This window comes from Shewanella jiangmenensis (assembly GCF_018596335.1).
Classification (GTDB): domain Bacteria; phylum Pseudomonadota; class Gammaproteobacteria; order Enterobacterales; family Shewanellaceae; genus Shewanella; species Shewanella jiangmenensis.
Genome location: NZ_JAHEPS010000011.1, coordinates 33,897 through 52,141, shown reverse-complemented (window position 1 = coordinate 52,141; position 18,245 = coordinate 33,897). Strand labels below are relative to the sequence as shown.

At 54.1% G+C, this 18,245-nt stretch carries 14 protein-coding genes; 7 read left to right on the top strand and 7 right to left on the bottom strand.

Annotation, left to right across the window (positions count from 1 at the left end):
* The first annotated feature begins 111 nt into the window (after positions 1–111).
* A complete protein-coding gene (locus KJI95_RS17945; RefSeq protein ID WP_214508582.1) occupies positions 112–1,563 on the top strand; it encodes an MFS transporter in 1,452 nt (483 codons plus the stop codon).
* A 75-nt stretch (positions 1,564–1,638) separates the two neighbouring features.
* Here the strand turns inward: KJI95_RS17945 and KJI95_RS17940 are convergent, their stop codons facing one another.
* Both KJI95_RS17940 and KJI95_RS17935 read right to left on the bottom strand, forming a co-directional pair.
* A complete protein-coding gene (locus KJI95_RS17940) occupies positions 1,639–2,352 on the bottom strand; it encodes a sulfotransferase (protein WP_214508581.1) in 714 nt (237 codons plus the stop codon).
* A 48-nt stretch (positions 2,353–2,400) separates the two neighbouring features.
* Positions 2,401–3,435 carry a LysR family transcriptional regulator gene (locus KJI95_RS17935; protein ID WP_214508580.1) on the bottom strand — a complete coding sequence of 345 codons (1,035 nt, stop codon included), beginning with the start codon at positions 3,433–3,435 and terminating at the stop codon, positions 2,401–2,403.
* Positions 3,436–3,738: 303 nt separating this feature from the next.
* Between KJI95_RS17935 and KJI95_RS17930 the strand changes: the two genes are divergently transcribed.
* From KJI95_RS17930 to KJI95_RS17920, 3 genes are all read left to right on the top strand, one after another.
* The gene (locus tag KJI95_RS17930) at positions 3,739–4,242 is read left to right on the top strand and encodes a lactoylglutathione lyase family protein (RefSeq protein ID WP_214508579.1); all 504 of its coding nucleotides are present in this window, start codon (positions 3,739–3,741) and stop codon (positions 4,240–4,242) included.
* A 400-nt stretch (positions 4,243–4,642) separates the two neighbouring features.
* Positions 4,643–7,783 carry a DEAD/DEAH box helicase gene (locus tag KJI95_RS17925; RefSeq protein WP_214508578.1) on the top strand — a complete coding sequence of 1,047 codons (3,141 nt, stop codon included), beginning with the start codon at positions 4,643–4,645 and terminating at the stop codon, positions 7,781–7,783.
* A gap of 106 nt (positions 7,784–7,889) precedes the next feature.
* Positions 7,890–8,177: a PDDEXK family nuclease gene (locus tag KJI95_RS17920; protein WP_250885940.1), complete on the top strand. Its 288-nt coding sequence runs from the start codon at positions 7,890–7,892 to the stop codon at positions 8,175–8,177.
* A gap of 212 nt (positions 8,178–8,389) precedes the next feature.
* Here KJI95_RS17920 and KJI95_RS17915 read toward each other — a convergent pair whose 3' ends face one another.
* Genes KJI95_RS17915 through KJI95_RS17905 form a run of 3 tightly spaced genes read right to left on the bottom strand, consistent with a single transcriptional unit; the run spans position 8,390 to position 12,803 of the window.
* On the bottom strand, positions 8,390–10,792 hold the full coding sequence (locus KJI95_RS17915) for an ABC transporter permease (RefSeq protein WP_214508577.1): 2,403 nt from the start codon (positions 10,790–10,792) through the stop codon (positions 8,390–8,392).
* 1 nt (position 10,793) lies between these two features.
* Entirely contained in the window at positions 10,794–11,519 is a 726-nt protein-coding gene (locus KJI95_RS17910; RefSeq protein WP_214508576.1) for an ABC transporter ATP-binding protein, read from the bottom strand.
* A gap of 30 nt (positions 11,520–11,549) precedes the next feature.
* Positions 11,550–12,803, bottom strand: a complete 1,254-nt coding sequence (locus KJI95_RS17905; protein ID WP_214508575.1) for an efflux RND transporter periplasmic adaptor subunit — start codon at positions 12,801–12,803, stop codon at positions 11,550–11,552.
* Between the two features lie 259 nt (positions 12,804–13,062).
* Here KJI95_RS17905 and KJI95_RS17900 point away from each other — a divergent pair, with 259 nt between their 5' ends.
* Both KJI95_RS17900 and KJI95_RS17895 read left to right on the top strand, forming a co-directional pair.
* Entirely contained in the window at positions 13,063–14,487 is a 1,425-nt protein-coding gene (locus tag KJI95_RS17900; RefSeq protein ID WP_214508574.1) for a sigma-54-dependent transcriptional regulator, read from the top strand.
* 3 nt (positions 14,488–14,490) lie between these two features.
* On the top strand, positions 14,491–15,783 hold the full coding sequence (locus tag KJI95_RS17895; RefSeq protein WP_214508573.1) for an ATP-binding protein: 1,293 nt from the start codon (positions 14,491–14,493) through the stop codon (positions 15,781–15,783).
* A gap of 20 nt (positions 15,784–15,803) precedes the next feature.
* Here KJI95_RS17895 and KJI95_RS17890 read toward each other — a convergent pair whose 3' ends face one another.
* Positions 15,804–16,433 carry a paraquat-inducible protein A gene (locus KJI95_RS17890; protein WP_214508572.1) on the bottom strand — a complete coding sequence of 210 codons (630 nt, stop codon included), beginning with the start codon at positions 16,431–16,433 and terminating at the stop codon, positions 15,804–15,806.
* Positions 16,434–16,778: 345 nt separating this feature from the next.
* Entirely contained in the window at positions 16,779–17,147 is a 369-nt protein-coding gene (locus tag KJI95_RS17885; protein WP_214508571.1) for a response regulator, read from the bottom strand.
* Between the two features lie 191 nt (positions 17,148–17,338).
* On the opposite strand from KJI95_RS17885, the gene yjjG reads away from it, so the two are divergent.
* Entirely contained in the window at positions 17,339–18,031 is a 693-nt protein-coding gene (gene yjjG / locus KJI95_RS17880) for a pyrimidine 5'-nucleotidase (RefSeq protein ID WP_214508570.1), read from the top strand.
* Positions 18,032–18,245: the final 214 nt, after the last annotated feature.

The following is an 18,245-nucleotide window of genomic DNA, read 5'->3' as shown; positions in this document are numbered from 1 at the left end:
ATTGCGATGCTCGCTGTGGCGCTGGCGGTTTGTTGTGAGAGCGTCGCTGGTTGCATGGCGCAACAGAACTGGCCATAATTTCCCCACCCCGAGATCGCCATCCACTGAATTATGTCAGGCTCTGCCACCACTACCGTGCCAGTTGAAACCCCGGGTCGCCGGACACAGCGCAGCCACTGGCTCAGATTGACCTTAAAGCGCAGCCAGCAGGAGGCGGTGGCCTCGTCGGCGATGACCGCCACCTCAGATAACTTCTTCAATGCCTTCGCGATTTTTATCGGTGCCACCCTGGGGCAAATGGCCTGGGTCAGCGGATTGCCGCAGCTTTTTGGTGCCATCAGTCAGTTAATGTCGGTGTGGCTTGCCAGCCACTTTGCCCGCAAATGGTTTATCAGTCTGTGCGCTGCGTTGCAGGCGCTGGTGGTGCTGGCCATGGGGGCGTTGGCGGCGCAGTTCACCCACGGCGATAAGGCATCTGGCCCTGAGCATGGGGTGTGGATTTTTATTGCACTTGCCGCGCTTTATCATGGCTTTACCAATCTGATCCAGCCCCACTGGCGGGCCTGGATGGGCGCTATCGTACCCGAGCGGCGCCGCGGCGCCTTTTTTGCGGCACGCACCCGGCTGACCATGGCCTCGTCGCTGACGGTGTTTTTCCTCGGTGGCGGCATTTTGAGTTTTACCGACAGTATTGGCATGGCCTGGCTCGGTTTCAGCTTGCTGTTTTCCATCGCCGCTATAGGGCGCTGGGTCTCTGCCTGGCTTTTTTGGAAAATGCACGACCCTGAGCCGCGCGAGGCGCGCACGCCCGGGGTATTTGTGCGAACTCTTGGCAGCTCTAAAGAGGCCTGGAAAGACAGCACCTTTCGCCATTACAGCCTGTTTGTGGCGGGAATGCAGGCCATGGTGGCCATCTCAGCACCGTTTTTTGCCGTGTATATGCTCGAAGAGCTGCACTTCAGTTATCTGGAGTTTGTCGGTGCCAGCGTGGCCTCGATTCTGACCCAGTTTGTTACCCTTAAAGCCTGGGGCCGTTTCAGCGACCTTTATGGCAACCGGCTGGTGATGATTATCACCTCAAGCCTTATTCCCAGCCTGCCGCTGTTGTGGCTGTTTTCGGATAACTATTTGTACATTCTGGCTATTCAGGCGTTTTCCGGCTTTGCCTGGAGCGGCTTTACTCTAAGTACCGCCAATTACCTGTACGACATTCGCCCCTATCGCTCCGACTTTGCCAGTTATGCGGCGGTGCAGTCGGCACTCAGCGCCGCACTGGTGTTTGTGGGCGCCATGGTGGGCGGCTATATCGCGACCCACGCCCAGGCGTTTATGGATGTCAGCGGCTGGCAGCTTGGCAGCCCTATCTTTGTGGTGTTTTTGGTCTCAACTGTGCTGCGCACTTTTGTGACCCTGTGGTTTATCCCGCGCTCGGTAGAGCCCAAACTGCGGCCAAGACCTAAGTTGCTGCAGCTGGTGTTTCGCATTCGCGGCTTTAACGCCATCAGTGGCGTCGCGCTGGACTTTCTGACCGTGGTGCGAAAGCGCCCGGGAGAAGGGGAGTAGAAGCTAGCGTCTAGAATCCAGAGTTTAGAACCTGGAACTTAGAGCCTAGAACCTGGAATCTGGAATCCAGAACCTCTATTTCCCATAGGCAAAAAACGCGCGCCGCTCGGGGCCGGAAAGCTCCGCCGGCACCTTGTTCGGGTGCTTGAATTCATCAAACCCTGCCACTCTGCCGGCCTGATTCAGGTGCGGGAAGGGGGTATCGTCATCAAGCTCTGCCAGATCCAAAAAGCGGTGCAGCGCCGCCAGCGCGCCGGGCGCGGCGGGGTTTAGTTTAAGTAAATCGTCACGTCCTGCAAAGTAGCTATCCACCTGCTGCTCATGCCTTATAAAGCACAGGCTCAGGTGCGCATCGGCGAGAATATTAAAGTGGCTATTTGGTGGCGGATTAAAGGTTGGCGGCGGATTAAAGGCCTTATGTAGCTCAAACACTTCATTAAAACTGCGCCGCAGCTGGGGGTGAAACGCGCCTTTGGCGGTTGGGTCAAGCTTTGGCAGCATGCGCTCCAGTAATCGTTGCATCGATGGCAGCCAACTATCGATTGTGCGCTCAAGGTAAACAAACTTACTGCCGGGGTAGAGTTTGTCGAGCTTTTGATAGTCACTGAACACGGGCGCATCGGCAATGGCATCGGCCGCCTCGAAGCTCGCCTTGGTAAAGGCCATGTGCGCCACCTTGAGCGGCGCACGTCCGGCTTTGGGCGTGGCCTCCAGCAGCGCCACACACACACTGGTGGTGCCACTGCGGGGCAGGCCGATAATAAAAATTTTGTTGAATGGCTGACTCATCGAATATCGCTCGGTTTGGGCGCGCTTTGGTGGCTTTTGCTTTCTGCTTCAGTCGCCTTGGCGAGTACCTGCTGCAAGCGCCGCCTGAATAAGTTCCGACTGAATAAGCGCCTTGATGGTATCAAATCGGGCGGGCAGTTGCCGCTGGCGCTTGTGAATAAGGTAAAGCGGCTCAAACACCCGCTCTTTGCCAACAAACAGGCTGAGCTTTGTCTGGTCGCTGAAAGCTGCGGCCACCGACAGCGGCAGCACGGTAAAGCCAAGCCCAAGGGACACAGGTAACAGGATTTGCCCTAACTGGTTGATATAACTGCTGACAGGGAAGTCTTCAGCAAAGGCATTTTGATAGCCTTCGTGCTTACTGTGGGCAAAAAACAGCGACAGATAATGGGCCGCATCCGGGTGGCTGATAAGCCCGAGCGCCTTGAGCTCGGCAATTGAGGGCAGGTCGGGGCTTTTCGCGTTGGCACTAGCGCTGTCATTGGCACTGGTACTGACGTTGGCACTTGTTCTGGTCTCGGCGCTGGCGCTGCTTTCTTCTTTCTCTTTGGTTTCTCTAACCTCTTTGGCGCTTGCCGGCAGCACCAGACACAGCGCCTGAGTGCCTATTTCAACTTCATTAAACAGTCCCCTCGGTGGCGGCGCCGTGATAATGCCAAGGTCTTTTTCGCCCTGCTGAACCTCATTGATGATGCGGGCATTGGGCGCCGCTTCAACATGCACCTTAAGTGCGGGATGCTCGGCCTGCAGCGCCAAAAGCCGGGGGTAGAGCAGCTGCGCCAGCGCGCCTGAACAGGCGAGGCGACATACGCCGCTGTAGGGGTTGTCTTCATCCAAACTGCCAAGCAGCGCCGCCTCGGCTTTGGCCTGCTCGAGTGCGTACTGATACAGCCGCGAACCCGCTTCGGTCAGCTCTATGCCACTGCGGCTGCGAATAAGCAGCTGGTGGCCACAGGCCTGCTCGAGCTTATTCAGGTGCTGGCTTACCCCGGGCTGGGTCATAAACAGCTTGCTCGCCGTTTGGGTGAAGTGTCCGGTGTCGACCAGGGTGACAAAGGTCTTAAGCCACAGTGGGTTAAGCATGATATCCGCTCTCAATGGGTCTGATTTCCAGCTTGGCGTTTTACGCCGAGTCGCCGCTGCTCTCTATGCTTTGCCGCTGCGCTTTATGCGTCACTGCGCTAAAGCTAACCATAAAGTCAGGCCGCTTTTATTGTCATAGGCCGCGTTTTGCAGGCTGGAAATTTGGATAACAAAAAATTATTAAAGTCAGAATATATGATAATTTTTCATTGGGCTATCTCAGGCGTACTCTTTGTGCATCGGGCAATGCCGCAGCCATTGCCCCTCCTGTTTAACTAGATGATTTCCACAACGAGGTTAGCCATGCACACATATCCACGCAGCTTTTCCCACATAGGTATTTCAGTGCCCGACCTTGAGGCCGCGGTAAAGTTTTACACCGAAGTGCTCGGCTGGTATCTCATCATGCCGCCTACCGACGTGGTGGAGGACGATTCGGCCATAGGTGAAATGTGTACCGATGTTTTTGGCCCCGGCTGGGAGCGTTTTCGCATCGCCCACCTGTCTACCGGCGATCGTATCGGCGTTGAACTGTTCGAGTTCAAAAATCAGGAGAACCCGGAAAACAACTTCGAATACTGGAAAACCGGTATCTTCCACTTCTGTGTACAAGACCCGGATGTCGAAGGCCTGGCCGAGAAAATCGTCGCCGCTGGCGGTAAAAAGCGCATGAAAGCCCCGCGCTACTATTACCCGGGTGAAAAGCCTTATCGCATGATTTATATGGAAGATCCTTTCGGGAATATCCTTGAGATCTACAGCCACAGTTATGAGTTGCACTATTCGAGTGGCGCCTATACAGGCTGAGAGTTTTCGTCCCTGCGGGACTGGCCGCTTGCAGCGGCCGGAAGGTCGCGGGTTTTCAACCCACACCCGAGGAAAGGGGGCAGTATCGACTTGCCCCCTTGTCCAATCCCCCTGCGACCCGCGACGAAACGGACAACTCCTTCGGGCTTATGCTGAAAATTGGCTAACGCGCCAGACGCTCTTCCCTGATTCGACTGGCGCTGCGTCGGCATCCATGCCTCGCTATGCCATTTTCAGCAACACCCTCAGCCGCTTCGAGCGGGATTAGAGTGCAGTGCAATCTGGGAGTGACGTGTTATTCCCACGAATCTTTATACAGGGAAGGGTAATTCTTAGGCGAAGGGTTGCAAACGTGAGATAGTATGCGGCTGAAAGGTGCTTGAGACTATAAAGGGAACGTATGCAACAAGTTGGGATCTATGAGCAGCTTATAACGCAGCTTATAGCTAGTCGAATTGACCGAGAGCAATTTTATGTGGGTGAGCGAGAGCTTAATAGTAGCGAAGCATCAACGTGGTTATCCCGCTTCTTAGCAAACATTCTTCAATACGCAATTGACTCTGTCCCTACGGGTGATGATCGGTTGCAACAGCAAATTGCCTTTTCCAATCAGTTGCTTTTATGGCTAAAAACACAAATTCAAGATGACGATTTTATCGAAGATAATTTGCTTGTTAGTCAAGGAAAAATTCTTACTGCATTATATGAACTTAAAAATCCTGTTTCAGCTGATTTTAAAAAGTACATAAACGACATATTCCCGCTGACAGGTTTAACTCAAAGTGAGCTCTTTTGTGGCAGCAATGCCGGATTGTCTCTTGAATCTGAATTAAAAAGAGAAATTCTATCTGCGGATAAAATTTACTGGCTAGTGTCATTCATTAAGTGGGCCGGAATCCGAATCTTTCGAAAAGAGTTGGAAGAGTTTACTGCAAGTGGTCGCGAGCTAAAAATAATTACTACCTCATATATGGGGGCTACGGACGCCAAAGCTGTTGAGTATTTGGCCAGTTTACCGAATACCGAAGTGAAGTTGAGTTACAACTCCGAGCGTGAGCGTCTACATGCAAAGAGCTACCTTTTCTTGCGAGACACTGGCTACCACACCGGCTATATCGGGTCTTCCAACCTTTCCCATTCAGCGTTAACAAATGGTCTGGAGTGGAATTTAAAAATTACGTCTCAAGAAATTCCACACATTATTAATAAGTCATTGAGTACCTTTGAAACCTATTGGGAATCCAATGATTTTGAACATTTTGATGGTGATACAACGAGTCGCGAAAAACTCAACAAAGCCTTGAGTCAGCAGTGTGGTGATTATGAGTGTAGCGCTACACACTTCTTTGATATATCCCCGTTCCCTCATCAAAGCGATATTTTGGAACAACTAGCGGTTGAGCGTAGTGTTCACCTGCGGTTTCGCAATTTGGTCGTCGCAGCAACAGGTACTGGAAAAACCCTGATTTCAGCTTTTGATTTTTCACGCTTTATTAAACAGAAGCCGCAAGCAAATTTCTTATTTGTCGCGCACCGAGAAGAAATCCTAAAACAAGCGAGAGAAGCTTATCGTGGTGTTTTACGCAATGGTCAATTTGGCGAGTTGTGGGTTGGTTTGCATAAGCCGAATCATTATCGGCAGTTGTTTGTCTCAATTCAGACACTGAACAATAATCTGAGTCAACTTAACCTGACTTCAAACTTTTATGACTACATAGTTATAGATGAAGTTCATCATATTGCTGCAAATATTTATCGCCCGGTATTGGAATATTTTTCACCCGCAATATTACTCGGCTTGACTGCAACACCGGAGAGACATGATGGTGGTGATATTTTAGTGGATTTCTGCGGTGTGGTTGCGGCTGAAATTCGTTTGCCTGAAGCGATTAATCGCCGCCATCTTTGTCCTTTTCAGTATTTTGGTATTGATGATGATACTGATCTTCGCGACATTGCGTGGAGTCGGGGGCGTTACGACATTGCTCAACTGACTAATCTTTACACCCACAATCAAGTCCGTTTTAACAAGATCTTGCTGAGTATGCAGGAGATAATTACCGATACAAGAAAAATGAAGGCCTTAGCTTTTTGCGTGAGTAAAGAGCATGCGCAATACATGGCAAAGCAATTTTTACTGAAAGGGGTCAATGCTGATGTGCTGACTAGTGATAACAGAAACGATCGGCAAAAAAAGCAGCAAGCTATTCGCTCTGGAAACATTAACGTGCTTTGTGTGGTTGATATCTTCAACGAAGGTGTCGATATTCCCGAAGTCGATACCTTACTGTTTTTGCGGCCAACAGAAAGTTTAACTATTTTCTTGCAACAGCTAGGGCGTGGATTGCGCTTAGCTGAGGGGAAAGAGTGCTGCACCGTACTGGACTTTGTTGGTAACTCACACCCAGAATATGATTTTTCAAATAAATTTAGAGCGTTAATTGGTAAAGGTCATCGCGCTATCAGTGATGAAATAAGGCAAGGCTTTCCTCATGCACCACTTGGCTGTCGAATTGAGTTGAGTAAGCTCACTCAAGAAATGGTGCTCAGCAATATTCGCAAAGCTTCGCTTACGCCAAATCGCCTAGTTGCGATGATACGACAGTATCCACAGCATTCTACACTGCCGTTAACACTCTCGAACTTCTTAACACTAAACCCGCATATTGATCTTAATGAACTCTATAAACGCGGTAGTTGGTCTGAGCTTGTTCAAAAAGCCAAAGATGAAGTTAATGAAAATACACTAGATGAAAAACTGCTGAATATATTTAGAAAGGCCATCCATAATCGAATTTTGACCTGCGATGATCACTCTTATCTGAGTTTCTTAAAGCAGCTCTGCTATACCAACTTTTCCATAGGGGAATTGAGTCATCGTTATGCTTTAATGTGTCATTACGACTTCTGGCAGCAAACTGGGTCAGAATGTGGGTTTGATTCTATTGAACAGAGCTTAGCCAATCTAAATTCTCGTGAGCTAAAAGTAGAGTTATTGGACGTTTTAAATTGGCAACTAGCACAGACTAAGCACGAGCAGCGGACAATGCATTCTCTGCCTGAGGTTTCATTAAAGTTGCATGCGCGCTATGCGCGTGAACAAATATTGGTTGCATTTGGGGCTACAACGTTTGAACGTCAACCTCCAGCGCGAGAAGGTGTATTTGTGCCTAAAGACCAGAACATTGAACTAATGTTCGTCACTTTAGACAAAAATGAAAAGCAGTTTTCGCCTACCACCATGTATCACGATTACGCGATTAACGAACACCTTTTTCATTGGCAATCACAAAACAGTGCGAGGCCGGACAAAGGGCGTGGTTTGGAATACATACAACATCAAACAATTGGTAAACGCCTGTTTTTGTTTGTTCGTGAGCAAACCAAAGATGAACACGGTCGTACTATGGGTTTTGTCAATTTCGGTGAAGTGGAATATGTATCACATACAGGTTCTCAGCCTATGAGTATCACTTGGAGATTAAAAGACCCTATGCCGAACTTTATGTGGCAACAGGCTGCGAAATTGGCTATGGGCTGAGGTGTTTCGGTAGACAAACGCTTACCGGGAAAACCTGATCTGGTTTTCCCCCTTTTCACCCATCAAAAGCCGTGCTGTTATCTTTGTAAACGGCTGCTTCTGGCATATGCATCAATGCCGTTTCTTTCAATTCCCTGTATCTTCCTCTACTAAAGGCCGTGGGCCGCAGTGGTGGCGGGAGAAGCTGATTGGCAATCGTCAGCGGGATCTTGAGAACATCGAAAAATGCCGGGAGCTTGGTTGGCGCGTGCTGCTGTTGTGGGAGTGTGCGCTCAAGGGGACAGAAAAGTTGCCCGAACTTCAGGTGCTGCAGGAAATCACCCAGTGGCTGGAATCCGGTAGCCATTATCTGGAAATACCTTTCCCTTCCCATGAGAACACCCAAAACTCATGAGCTGAGGAATACGCTATTCGCAATCAAAGCCACTGACGGTTTTCTTCAATGGCTATCTGTGTTGTGGGCGCACTCGGTTTTGACTTCAACATCCATGTTGTCGTTTGCTTCATTTGGGGTGAAGGTCATGGGGCCGCAAGAAACACGACGCCAGAATCTATCACCCATAACCTCGATTCCAGAACCCAGAACCTAGCCCCTCGAACCCCTACTCACTCATACCTCAAGATCTGCGCCGGTTGGCTGCTGGCGGCCTTGAAGGCGATGCTGGCAACCGTAATCCAGGTGATGGCGGCGACGGCGGTGGCGGCGAGCAGGTACACCCACAGGGATTGGTCGATGCGCTCGTTGAAGTTACCCAGCCAGTCTCCCACCAGATAGAAGGTGAGCGGAAAGGCGAGCGCTACGCTGATGGCGACCAGGGTTAAAAACTCCTTGGCGAGCAGGTTGACTATGCTGATGCGTGAGGCGCCGAGTACCTTGCGTACCGATACTTCCTTTTGGCGGCGCAGCGCCGAGAAGGAGGCGAGGCCAAAGGTGCCGAAGCAGGCAAGCACTATGGCAAGCACGCTGAAAACCCCCACCAATTGCACGATTTTGGCGTCGTTGCGGTAAATCGCGGCATAGTTTTGCGACAGCACTTCAACAGCCGGGGCATACATGTTGATGGCCTGACCGAGCACTGTGCCGAGTTCGTCGCGGATGGCGGGCAGCTTTTGCATGTCGATATCCATCACCAGGCGGCTGTACCAGTTGACAGTGTAACCGCAGATGATAATCGGCGCGGCTTGCTCGCCGCGGGCGGAGCCAACGCGGATGTCTTTTACCACGCCGACCACGGTCAGGGTGAAGGGGGTATCGCGGCCATCGCGGGTGGTGAGGGTGGCGCCTATCGCATCTTCGGGGCTTTGAAAACCGGCCTGACGGGCAAGGGATTCGGTGAGCAGCGCAGCCGCCGCCGCTTCGCCTTCCCGTGGCAGGTGGAACCAGTCGCTGGCGGTGGCGTTACTGAAATCGCGCCCGGCAATCAGCTCAAGCCCCATGAGTTTACTGGCATCCATGCCCATGCCGATGAAAGGCACGCTCTGGTTGGCGAGTACGCCATTGGCGGAGCTTAATTCCATGGAGGAGTTAAAGGAGTTAGTGATGTCGATATCCACCACGCCCACCTGTTTTACGCCATCAATGGCGCGCACCCGCTCCAGTAACTGGCTGTTTTGGGTATACATCAGCTTGGATGAGTCGATATCCACCACCTGAATTTTGCCCTCGTGGCGATAACCCACAGGCAGGGTTTGCAGGTGCTGCAGCTGCTGCTGCAACAGCACTGCGCCTATGATGAGTGCCACCGACAAACCGGACTGCAGGGTGAGCAGGGTTTTACGAACAGCGATGGCGGTTTTGCCGCGCTCAAGGTCGCCACTGAGCACCCGTTTGGCGCTGAAGGCCGCCATAAACAGCGCCGGATACGCACCGGCGGCAAGGCCGGTAATAAGCACCACCGCCAGCATGCCAAGGCCGAACACCGACAGATAGTTGAGGGTAAGTTCACGTTCTACCAACTGATTGAACCAGGGCAGGCTCAGTTCTACCAACACGCAGGCCAGCAACGCGGCAATGAGGGTTGTTAGCACAGATTCAGTCAAAAACTGGCTGACAATCTGGCCCTTACCGGCGCCCATGGCCTTGCGAACCCCAACCTCTTTGGCGCGGCGGGCCGACTGGGCAATGCTCATATTGACGAAGTTAAAGCCCGCCAGCAGTACCAAGAGCACACTCAACCCTATGCAGATATAAATGGCGCTGCGCGAACCTGTGGTTTTCATTTCAAAACGCTCGCCGCCGTTTAAATGAATGTCGGTCAGGCGCGCAAGGCTCAAGGCGACTATGTTGCTGTCGGCGCCGGGGTAGGCGAGTTCAAGGTAGCCTTGCTGCAGTGCTTTGGTCAGGGCGTCTATGTCTGTGCCCGGGGTTACGCGCAGGTAGGCATAGCCATCGTTATTGCGAAAGAAATCGGAAAACGGGCTCTTTTGCACCAGGCCGTTAAAGGCAAAGTGGGTGTTTTGCGGCAAATCGGCAAACACGGCGGCCACAGTCCAGCGCTTTTCGCCCTGCTGCAGGGTTTTGCCGCTGGCATGCACGCTGCCAAAGAGTTTAATCGCGTTGCTGCGGCTCAGGGCGATGGCATCCGGGGCGGTAAGCGCCTGCTCGAGGTTACCATCCAGCACCTCTATGTTCAGCAGCTCGCGGATGCTCGGCTCAGCGCCCATGATGGCATCAAGCTTAAAGCTGTTGCCATCGACGCGGTACTCATCGCCCACCGGGCGCGATTCGAGCACATACAGCGCCTCGATGCCGGGCAGGTTACTGAGGCGATTGAGCACGTTCTGGTTTGCCAGCGGCACCTTGGCACCAATCTGGGAGAAGTACTGCTCGACCCGCCATACATTGCCTGCATGGGGCTGCTGTTTGTCGTAGTTGCCTTCGAGGTTGGCGTACAGGGCAATCAGCATGGCGGCGGCAAGGCCAATGCCGAGGCCGCAAACATTGAGGATAAAGTGCAGTTTGTGGCGGCCAAAGCTTCTGAGCGCCGTAATAAGGTAGTTATGTAACATGTTAGGCCACCTCGCTGCTGACGCTGCTATTTACCGGCTGATGGGCGGCGGCCTGTTTGGCTCTGTCCAACAGCACCTTGCCATCGAGGATGCGCACCAGGCGGTCGGCGTAGCTGCCTTCTTTTTCTGAGTGGGTCACCATTACCACAGTGGTGCCTTCCTGATTCAGCTCCCGCAGCATCTGCATCACTTCTTCGCCGTTTTTGGAGTCGAGGTTACCAGTGGGTTCGTCGGCAAGGATGAGTTTGGGCTGAATAACCAGCGCCCGCGCTACCGCCACCCGTTGCTGCTGACCGCCGGAGAGCTGCTGCGGCAGATGGTCGGCGCGATGATCTATGCCCACCCGCTTGAGCATGGCCTCGACCCGCTGTTTGCGCTCCTCTTTGCCGATTTGCTGATATTGCAGCGGCAGCTCGACGTTCTCGAACACGGTTAAATCGTCAATCAGGTTAAAGCTTTGGAACACAAAGCCGATGCTGGACTTACGCAGGCTGGCGAGCTGCTTTTCGCCGAACCGGCTTATCTCCTTGCCATCGAACTGATAGCTGCCGTCTGAGGGCGAATCCAGCATGCCAAGGATGGAGAGCAGGGTGGATTTGCCGCAGCCCGATGGCCCCATGATGGCCACAAACTCGCCGCTGTTGATGGTCAGGTTAATCTGGTCCAGCGCGGTGGTTTCGACATCGCTGGTGCGAAACACGCGGGAAAGGTTGGTGAGCTTAATCATGATATGTCCCTAATATTCTGTGATATTCAATTATCTGAGATTGAGTGTATCTGCTTTATCGAAGTTGCCGTAGCCCGAGACTATGACCTGTTCGCCCTGCTCGAGTCCGTCGGTGACTTCGAAGAAATCCTGATTGCGTTTGCCAAGGCGGATGGCGCGCTTTTCGGCCTTGTCGCCGTTACCGCTGACCACATAGACCCAGTTGCCGCCTGTGCTTGAGAAGAAGGCGCCGCGCTTGAGCAGCAGCGCATTTTGCCGCTCCTGCCCCAGCACCAGCTCGGCATCGAGACTCTGGCCACGGCGGATGTCCTGCACGTCGGCGGGCAGGGCGATTTCAATCTGAAACTGAGACTGATTCACCCGGTTATCGACCCGGCTGATGCTGGCTTCCACCGCGCCTTTGGCGGTTTTTACCTTAACGGGCATGCCCTGAGTGACCTGATTGAGGTAAAACTCATCGAGCTGCACCACCAGTTTGAACTCGCCGGGCACGTCGATTTGGCCGAGGCGGGCGCCGCGCTCCTTGGACTCGCCCACTTCCACATTAAGCTCGCTCAAAAAGCCGGACACCGGGGCGCGCACCAGCAGGTTGTCGAGGTTGCTGCGGGCCAGCGTCAGGTTTTTTTGCAGCATGGCGGCGCTGTCTTCGAGCTGGGCGAGCTGCTGCTGGCGGATGCTGTTTTCCTGCAGTTGCTGCTCCAGGGTGAGTTTGCGGCGCTCTTCGTAATATTTAAGGTCTTCCTGCAGCTGCAAAAAATCGTCCTTGGCGATATGACCCTTGTCGACCAGTTGGCTGATTTGATTCAGCCGACGCTTGGCCTGACGGATCTGCAGCTCGGTCTCCAGCAGGTCGCGCTTGAGGTTCAGGCGGTTGGTTTCCATGGTCATTTGGGTGTTACGCAAAAAATTCAGCTGCTCGGTGACCTGGGCCTCGCGGCTCATCACTTCGAGCTGCAGCGCCGTGTTGCCAAGGCGCAGCAGTGGCTGACCCTTTTCAACATAATCGCCATGCTGCACCAGGCGCTCTTCCACCTGACCGCCGGCAACGCTGTCGAGGTACACGGTTGTTTTTGGCAGCACCCGGCCACGCACGGCGAGGGTGTCCTGAAACACGCCCTGTTTGACCACGGCCAGATCCAGCCCCTGCAGCGCCACATGCTGACTGCTGCCGCTGTTGCCACTGCTGAAGGCGTAGCCGATGGCGGCAACTGAAAAGAGGGCGGCTGCGATGGCGCTGGCCTTGAATGAGCGTTTCCAGCCGGGTTGGGTGATTTTCTTGTCCATGGTCTTGTCTCCTTGGGCACAGGCTAACTGTGGTGATGCCAGATATAGTCAAACCTTGTGCCAAGTTTTTAAGTTGTTTAATTTCAATGTGATAGGCTGATTTTGAGACGTGGCGATAGGGGCGGGTGTCCATTGGTGAACACTTTGGACGTGGCAAAACGTCCATTTATGGACACTTTGTTATCGCTGGGGTAGGCTGAAACCTTCGCTTAACATGCTTATATCAGATGTTCAAAACGACGCAAAAGGACAATGCGCCATGAAACAAGCCGCGACCCTGTTGGTGGTGGATGACAACCCGGATGTGCTGCTCGCCACCCGCCTGCTGTTGAAACAGCACTATGAAAGGGTGCTGACCCTGGATGACCCCCACGCCATCGAGGCAACGTTGGCCGAGCATGCGGTGGATGTGGTGCTGCTGGATATGAATTTCAGCCGCGATGCCATCAGCGGTCAGGAAGGCTTTTACTGGCTTAAGCAAATCCACGCCCTCGACCCCGCCATTGCGGTGATCCTGATGACCGCCTACAGCGACGTGCAGCGGGCAGTGGAGGCCATCAAGTGCGGCGCAACCGACTTTCTCTCCAAGCCGTGGCAGAACGAGCAGCTGCTGACCACGGTAGCCACCGCGCTCAATCATGGCCGCGACAAGCGGGCACTGGGCCAGGTGGCGCGCCGTGCCCAGGGGCTCAGTCAGGTGATGTCGGGCGCGGTGCCAAATCTGCTTGGCCACAGCAAGGCCATGCTGCAGGTGTTTGACATTATTGCCAAAGCGGCGCAAACCGATGCCAATATCCTTATCAGCGGCGAGAGCGGCACCGGCAAGGAGCTGACCGCCCATGCCATTCATCAGCAAAGCCTGCGCGCCAAAGGGCCTTTTATTGGCCTGGACATGGGAGCCTTATCGGGCTCGCTGATGGAAAGCGAACTCTTTGGTCATAAAAAGGGCGCCTTTACCGATGCCCGCGCCGACCGGGTTGGCCGCTTTGAGCTTGCCAGTGGTGGCACCCTGTTTTTGGATGAAATCGGCAACCTGCCGCTGGAGCAGCAGGTTAAGTTACTGGCTGCACTGCAAAACCGTCAGGTGACGCCGGTGGGCGGCAACAAGCCGATTCATACCGATATCCGCTTAATCTGTGCCACCAACGAGGCCTTGCCTCAGGCGGTGGCCGATGGCCGTTTCCGTCAGGATTTACTGTATCGCATCAATACCATCGAAATCCGTCTGCCGCCGCTGCGCGAGCGGCCGGAAGATATTGAACTGCTTGCCAATCACTATCTTGAGCACTTTGGCCGTAAGTACCGGCGTGAACTTCGTCTGCAGCCCTCGCAACTGAATGAACTCAGGGCCTACCCCTGGCCCGGCAACGTGCGCGAGCTGTCCCACGCCATAGAGCGGGCGGTGATCCTGGCCGATGGTGACCGGCTCGACACGGCGCTGCTGTTTGCCGCCCGCAGCGAGTTGCCGGTTGCAGCAGAAGTCGCAGCGTTTGCCAATGCATCTGCCCCGGTTGGCCCACTCTTGCAGGATGAAGGTGAGCCTGTGTTTGACCTTGAGCGGGTCGAGCACCACACCATAGCCTCGGCGCTGCGCCATTTTCAGGGCAATGTCAGTCACGCCGCCAAGGCGCTCGGGCTCACCCGCGGCGCGCTCTATCGGCGCATGGAAAAATACGGACTCTGAGCCATGAAAGACCTGATGCTCAAAATTATTCTGCCGGTGATGATGCTGCTGCTATTGAGTGTGACCGGCCACTGGCTGTGGCAGACGCAGGGCATGGGGGCATCCTTGCTGGCGGTGCTGCTGCTGATTTGTGGCTTTGTGGGGTTGCTGCTGGTGGCCTTTCGGCGCGAGCAGCGCTTGCCCGAGCAGCTGCTGAGGGCGCTTGCCAATGGCGACGGTACGCTTGGGCTTAACTCAGAACATCCGCTCAAGCGGCTGTTTGAAGAGGCGCGGCAACGAATATTGCAGGCCCGCGGCGAAGCAGGCGAGCAGGCGCAGTTTTTACGTCAGGTGCTGCTGCATACCGATCTGGCGCTGCTGATTTGCGATGGTGATGGACAGGTGCTGGAGCAAAGCCCCGCCGCGACAAGGCTGTTGGGGCTTAAGTGTCAGTCGCTTGCCGACCTTGGGGAGCTTGGTGCGCAGATGAGCCGGGTGGGTCGTGCCACCTTGCCCTGGCAGGGCGCAGGACGGCAGGACACACTTTCGCTGCAGGTAAGCGAGGCGCAGATCCTCGGCAGGCTTATCCGGCTGGTGACACTTCAATCCATTCACGACCCGCTCAATCAGCGTGAGCAGCAGGCCTACAGCCGCCTCACCCGGGTGCTGACACACGAGGTCGCCAACTCAATAACGCCGCTGGCATCCCTTGCCGACACCTGCCAGGGGCTTATGCCAATTGGGCTGTGTTTCGAGACTGACGATGACAAGGACGACCTTGCGCTGGCACTCAAGACACTGGCGAGCCGCACCCATCATCTGGGGCAATTTATTCAGGAATTTCGCAAGGTGGCGGCCATACCAAGGCCGGTGCTGCAGCCCATGACCTTGGCGCAGCTGCTTGATGGCGTGCGGCCCTTGCTGGAGACCCAGTGCCGCGAGGCGGGTGTGACGCTGGTGTGCGATGTCAGTGACGGCCGCATCCTGATGCTGGATGCAAGCCAGATAGAGCAGGTGCTGATCAATCTGGTGAAAAACGCCATCGAGGCGATTGCGCTGATGCCGGGCGCACGCGGCTGTATCGAGCTTGTCAGCCATCATCAGAACGATTCGATGCTGCTGCTGGATGTGATAGATAACGGCCCCGGCGTGACCCCCGAGGCGGCCGAGATGATGTTTGTGCCATTTTTTACCACCAAGCGCCAGGGCTCAGGCATTGGCCTTGCGCTCGCCAAGCAAATCATGGTCAACCACGGCGGCGACCTGCTGCTGGTGACAAGAACCAGCGGCGCCTGCCTGCGCCTCAGGTTTGGCTGAGACGCATGGCATTGTTTTTATCAGTTTTCAGCCCTGTGTAATGTGTCGTTGGTTTCTCGTTTGCTCATCATCATATTGGAGGCGATGGCGAACAGGCAGTAGCCGGTGAAGTACCAGAAGCCGGGCTCAAATTGGGCGTTCATGATGATGAGTTCGCCCATCTGCCCTTTGGCGTTACCGGCAAGGTAGCTGACGATAATCGCCACCACAAACACATCGGCCATGCTCCATTTACCGATGGCATCGATAAAACCCTTGAGCCCACGGGCGAGGGTGCCTGAGACAAACAGCAGCAGCGCCTGCGATAAGAGTTTGAGCGTAGGGATCACCACTGAAAAAGTGCCAATAAGGATGCCGACCAGCACGTTGCCGCTGTTGAAAAGGTCGCTGATGGTGCCAAGGATGCTGCGGCTTTTCTGGTAAATCTCGACCTGACCTTCGAACTGATTAAAGCCCAAAAACGCCGACATGGAGCCGAGAATGCCGCGCACGTCACCATCATCGGTCATGAGCTCGATTGTGGTTTGGGCGAATTTGGATTTGTCGGCCTGACCATCGAGGCTCAGCATCGGCAGGCTCAGGCCCGGGATCAGCAGGGCGAGGGCGATAAGGATTAGCAGCAGCTGCGGCCATTTGCTTTGGGGTGTCATAGAATCTCCGCAAACACGACCACCGGCAGGCCGCCGGGTCGTGGAGTTAAATAAAATGCAGGCAGGTTTTACCCCACAGGGGATGAAGGGAGGCTGAACGCCTGCTGCTTGCATAATCGAGCCGCTCAAAAGAAGCTGCTTTGCAGGCATCAGCCGAACCTCATCAGTTCTGCGATTAGCCAGCTTTGAGCTTTTATTAGCAGCTCTTTTATTTTCAGCTCTTTGCTAACCAGAAATACAGTGATACCACGGCTTGCGACGGTAACAAAGTCTGAGAGGGGCAGCGGGGATTAAGTCAGTCGCATCACTGATGCGGGCAGATGGCGACCGGGTTAAGTGCCTGGGTTAACTGCCCAGGTATTTACAGGTCATCTCGAACACAGTGCTGGGGGCTATGGGTTTGGTGAGGTAGTCGTCGGCACCAAGCTTCAGGGCGAATTCGCGGTCTGATGGCTCGGTCAGTGAGCTAATCACCAAAATTGGAATGCTCGCGGTGGCCGCATCGGATTTAAGAGCGCTTAGCACCTGATAGCCATTGACGTCGGGCATGGTGATGTCGAGCAGTATGAGGTGGGGGCGCAATACGCTGAGCAGTTCGAGCGCCACGCTGCCGGCATTGGCCGAAGTGACTTCGTATTGATCGCCAAGAATTGACAGCAGTACGCTGATGCTTACCGGGTCGTCATCAATGACCAGAATTTTTGCCTTTTCCATAGGTTCTCCCGCCTTGGCTTTACTGTCTGAACAGTGAAAATAATAGCAGCTTTGCGCCTGTGGCGATTTTTATGGTCAACTCATTCGTCAACTGTGCGTCTGGCAGAGGCAAAGTTTCAGGGCACAAGGTTTGGGGGCGCGGCCGCCTTGGCTTACAATGCCTGCTGTTTGAGTTTCCGGAGCCGAGTTTTATGTCCCAACGCCAGCCACGCAGTTTTGACTGGGTGTTATTCGATGCCGATGAAACCCTGTTTCATTTCGATGCCTTTGCCGGGCTTAAGCGCCTCTTCGCCCGTTTCGAGGTGGATTTCGATACGGCCCATTACGAAGAGTATCAACAGCTGAATAAGCCGCTGTGGCTTGCGTATCAGGATGGCCGCATCAGCGCCAAAACCCTGCAGGAGCAGCGATTTACCCTCTGGGGTGAACGGCTTGGGGTGGCACCGGGCGAGCTTAACTCAGGCTTTTTGCAGGCGATGGCCGACATTTGTGCGCCGCTGCCACAGGTGCCCGAGCTGCTTGAAAGCCTCAAAGGCCGCTACCGCCTTGGCATTATCACCAACGGTTTTACCGAGCTGCAGCGCATTCGGCTTGAGCGCACCGGCTTTGCCGAACACTTTGAACTCTTGGTCATTTCAGAAGAAGTCGGCCTTGCCAAGCCCGACAAGGCGATTTTTGACCATGCGCTGGATGCCATGGGCAACCCCGCCCGCGAGCGGGTGCTGATGGTGGGCGATACCCTGTCGAGCGACATTCAGGGCGGCCTCAATGCCGGGCTGCATACCTGCTGGTACAACCCCGGCGCCAAAACCAATGACAGCGGCATAGCGCCCCATTTCGAAGTGCGCTGTTACGCTGAGCTGCAGGCGTTTCTTGCATCCTGACATCTGCTACTCATGATAAACAAAGAGCGCCTTTTGGCGCTCTTTGTTTATCAGCATTAACGACGGGCAGCGTCAACAGCAGTCAGCATTAACGGCTGACTGCATTAACTGCTGACAGTTACCGTTACATGGCCGAGATGATCTTCACGCAGCTATCCACCCGCTCTTTTCTGAGTTTAATCACCCTTGCTCTGCCTCTGCTTCTGCCTTTGCG

Coding starts and splice junctions, on each gene's coding strand:
- KJI95_RS17945 (WP_214508582.1), top strand. CDS start 112: ATGTCAGGCTCTGCCACCACTACCGTGCCAGTTGAAACCCCGGGTCGC.
- KJI95_RS17940 (WP_214508581.1), bottom strand. CDS start 2,352: ATGAGTCAGCCATTCAACAAAATTTTTATTATCGGCCTGCCCCGCAGT.
- KJI95_RS17935 (WP_214508580.1), bottom strand. CDS start 3,435: ATGCTTAACCCACTGTGGCTTAAGACCTTTGTCACCCTGGTCGACACC.
- KJI95_RS17930 (WP_214508579.1), top strand. CDS start 3,739: ATGCACACATATCCACGCAGCTTTTCCCACATAGGTATTTCAGTGCCC.
- KJI95_RS17925 (WP_214508578.1), top strand. CDS start 4,643: ATGCAACAAGTTGGGATCTATGAGCAGCTTATAACGCAGCTTATAGCT.
- KJI95_RS17920 (WP_250885940.1), top strand. CDS start 7,890: ATGCATCAATGCCGTTTCTTTCAATTCCCTGTATCTTCCTCTACTAAA.
- KJI95_RS17915 (WP_214508577.1), bottom strand. CDS start 10,792: ATGTTACATAACTACCTTATTACGGCGCTCAGAAGCTTTGGCCGCCAC.
- KJI95_RS17910 (WP_214508576.1), bottom strand. CDS start 11,519: ATGATTAAGCTCACCAACCTTTCCCGCGTGTTTCGCACCAGCGATGTC.
- KJI95_RS17905 (WP_214508575.1), bottom strand. CDS start 12,803: ATGGACAAGAAAATCACCCAACCCGGCTGGAAACGCTCATTCAAGGCC.
- KJI95_RS17900 (WP_214508574.1), top strand. CDS start 13,063: ATGAAACAAGCCGCGACCCTGTTGGTGGTGGATGACAACCCGGATGTG.
- KJI95_RS17895 (WP_214508573.1), top strand. CDS start 14,491: ATGAAAGACCTGATGCTCAAAATTATTCTGCCGGTGATGATGCTGCTG.
- KJI95_RS17890 (WP_214508572.1), bottom strand. CDS start 16,433: ATGACACCCCAAAGCAAATGGCCGCAGCTGCTGCTAATCCTTATCGCC.
- KJI95_RS17885 (WP_214508571.1), bottom strand. CDS start 17,147: ATGGAAAAGGCAAAAATTCTGGTCATTGATGACGACCCGGTAAGCATC.
- yjjG (WP_214508570.1), top strand. CDS start 17,339: ATGTCCCAACGCCAGCCACGCAGTTTTGACTGGGTGTTATTCGATGCC.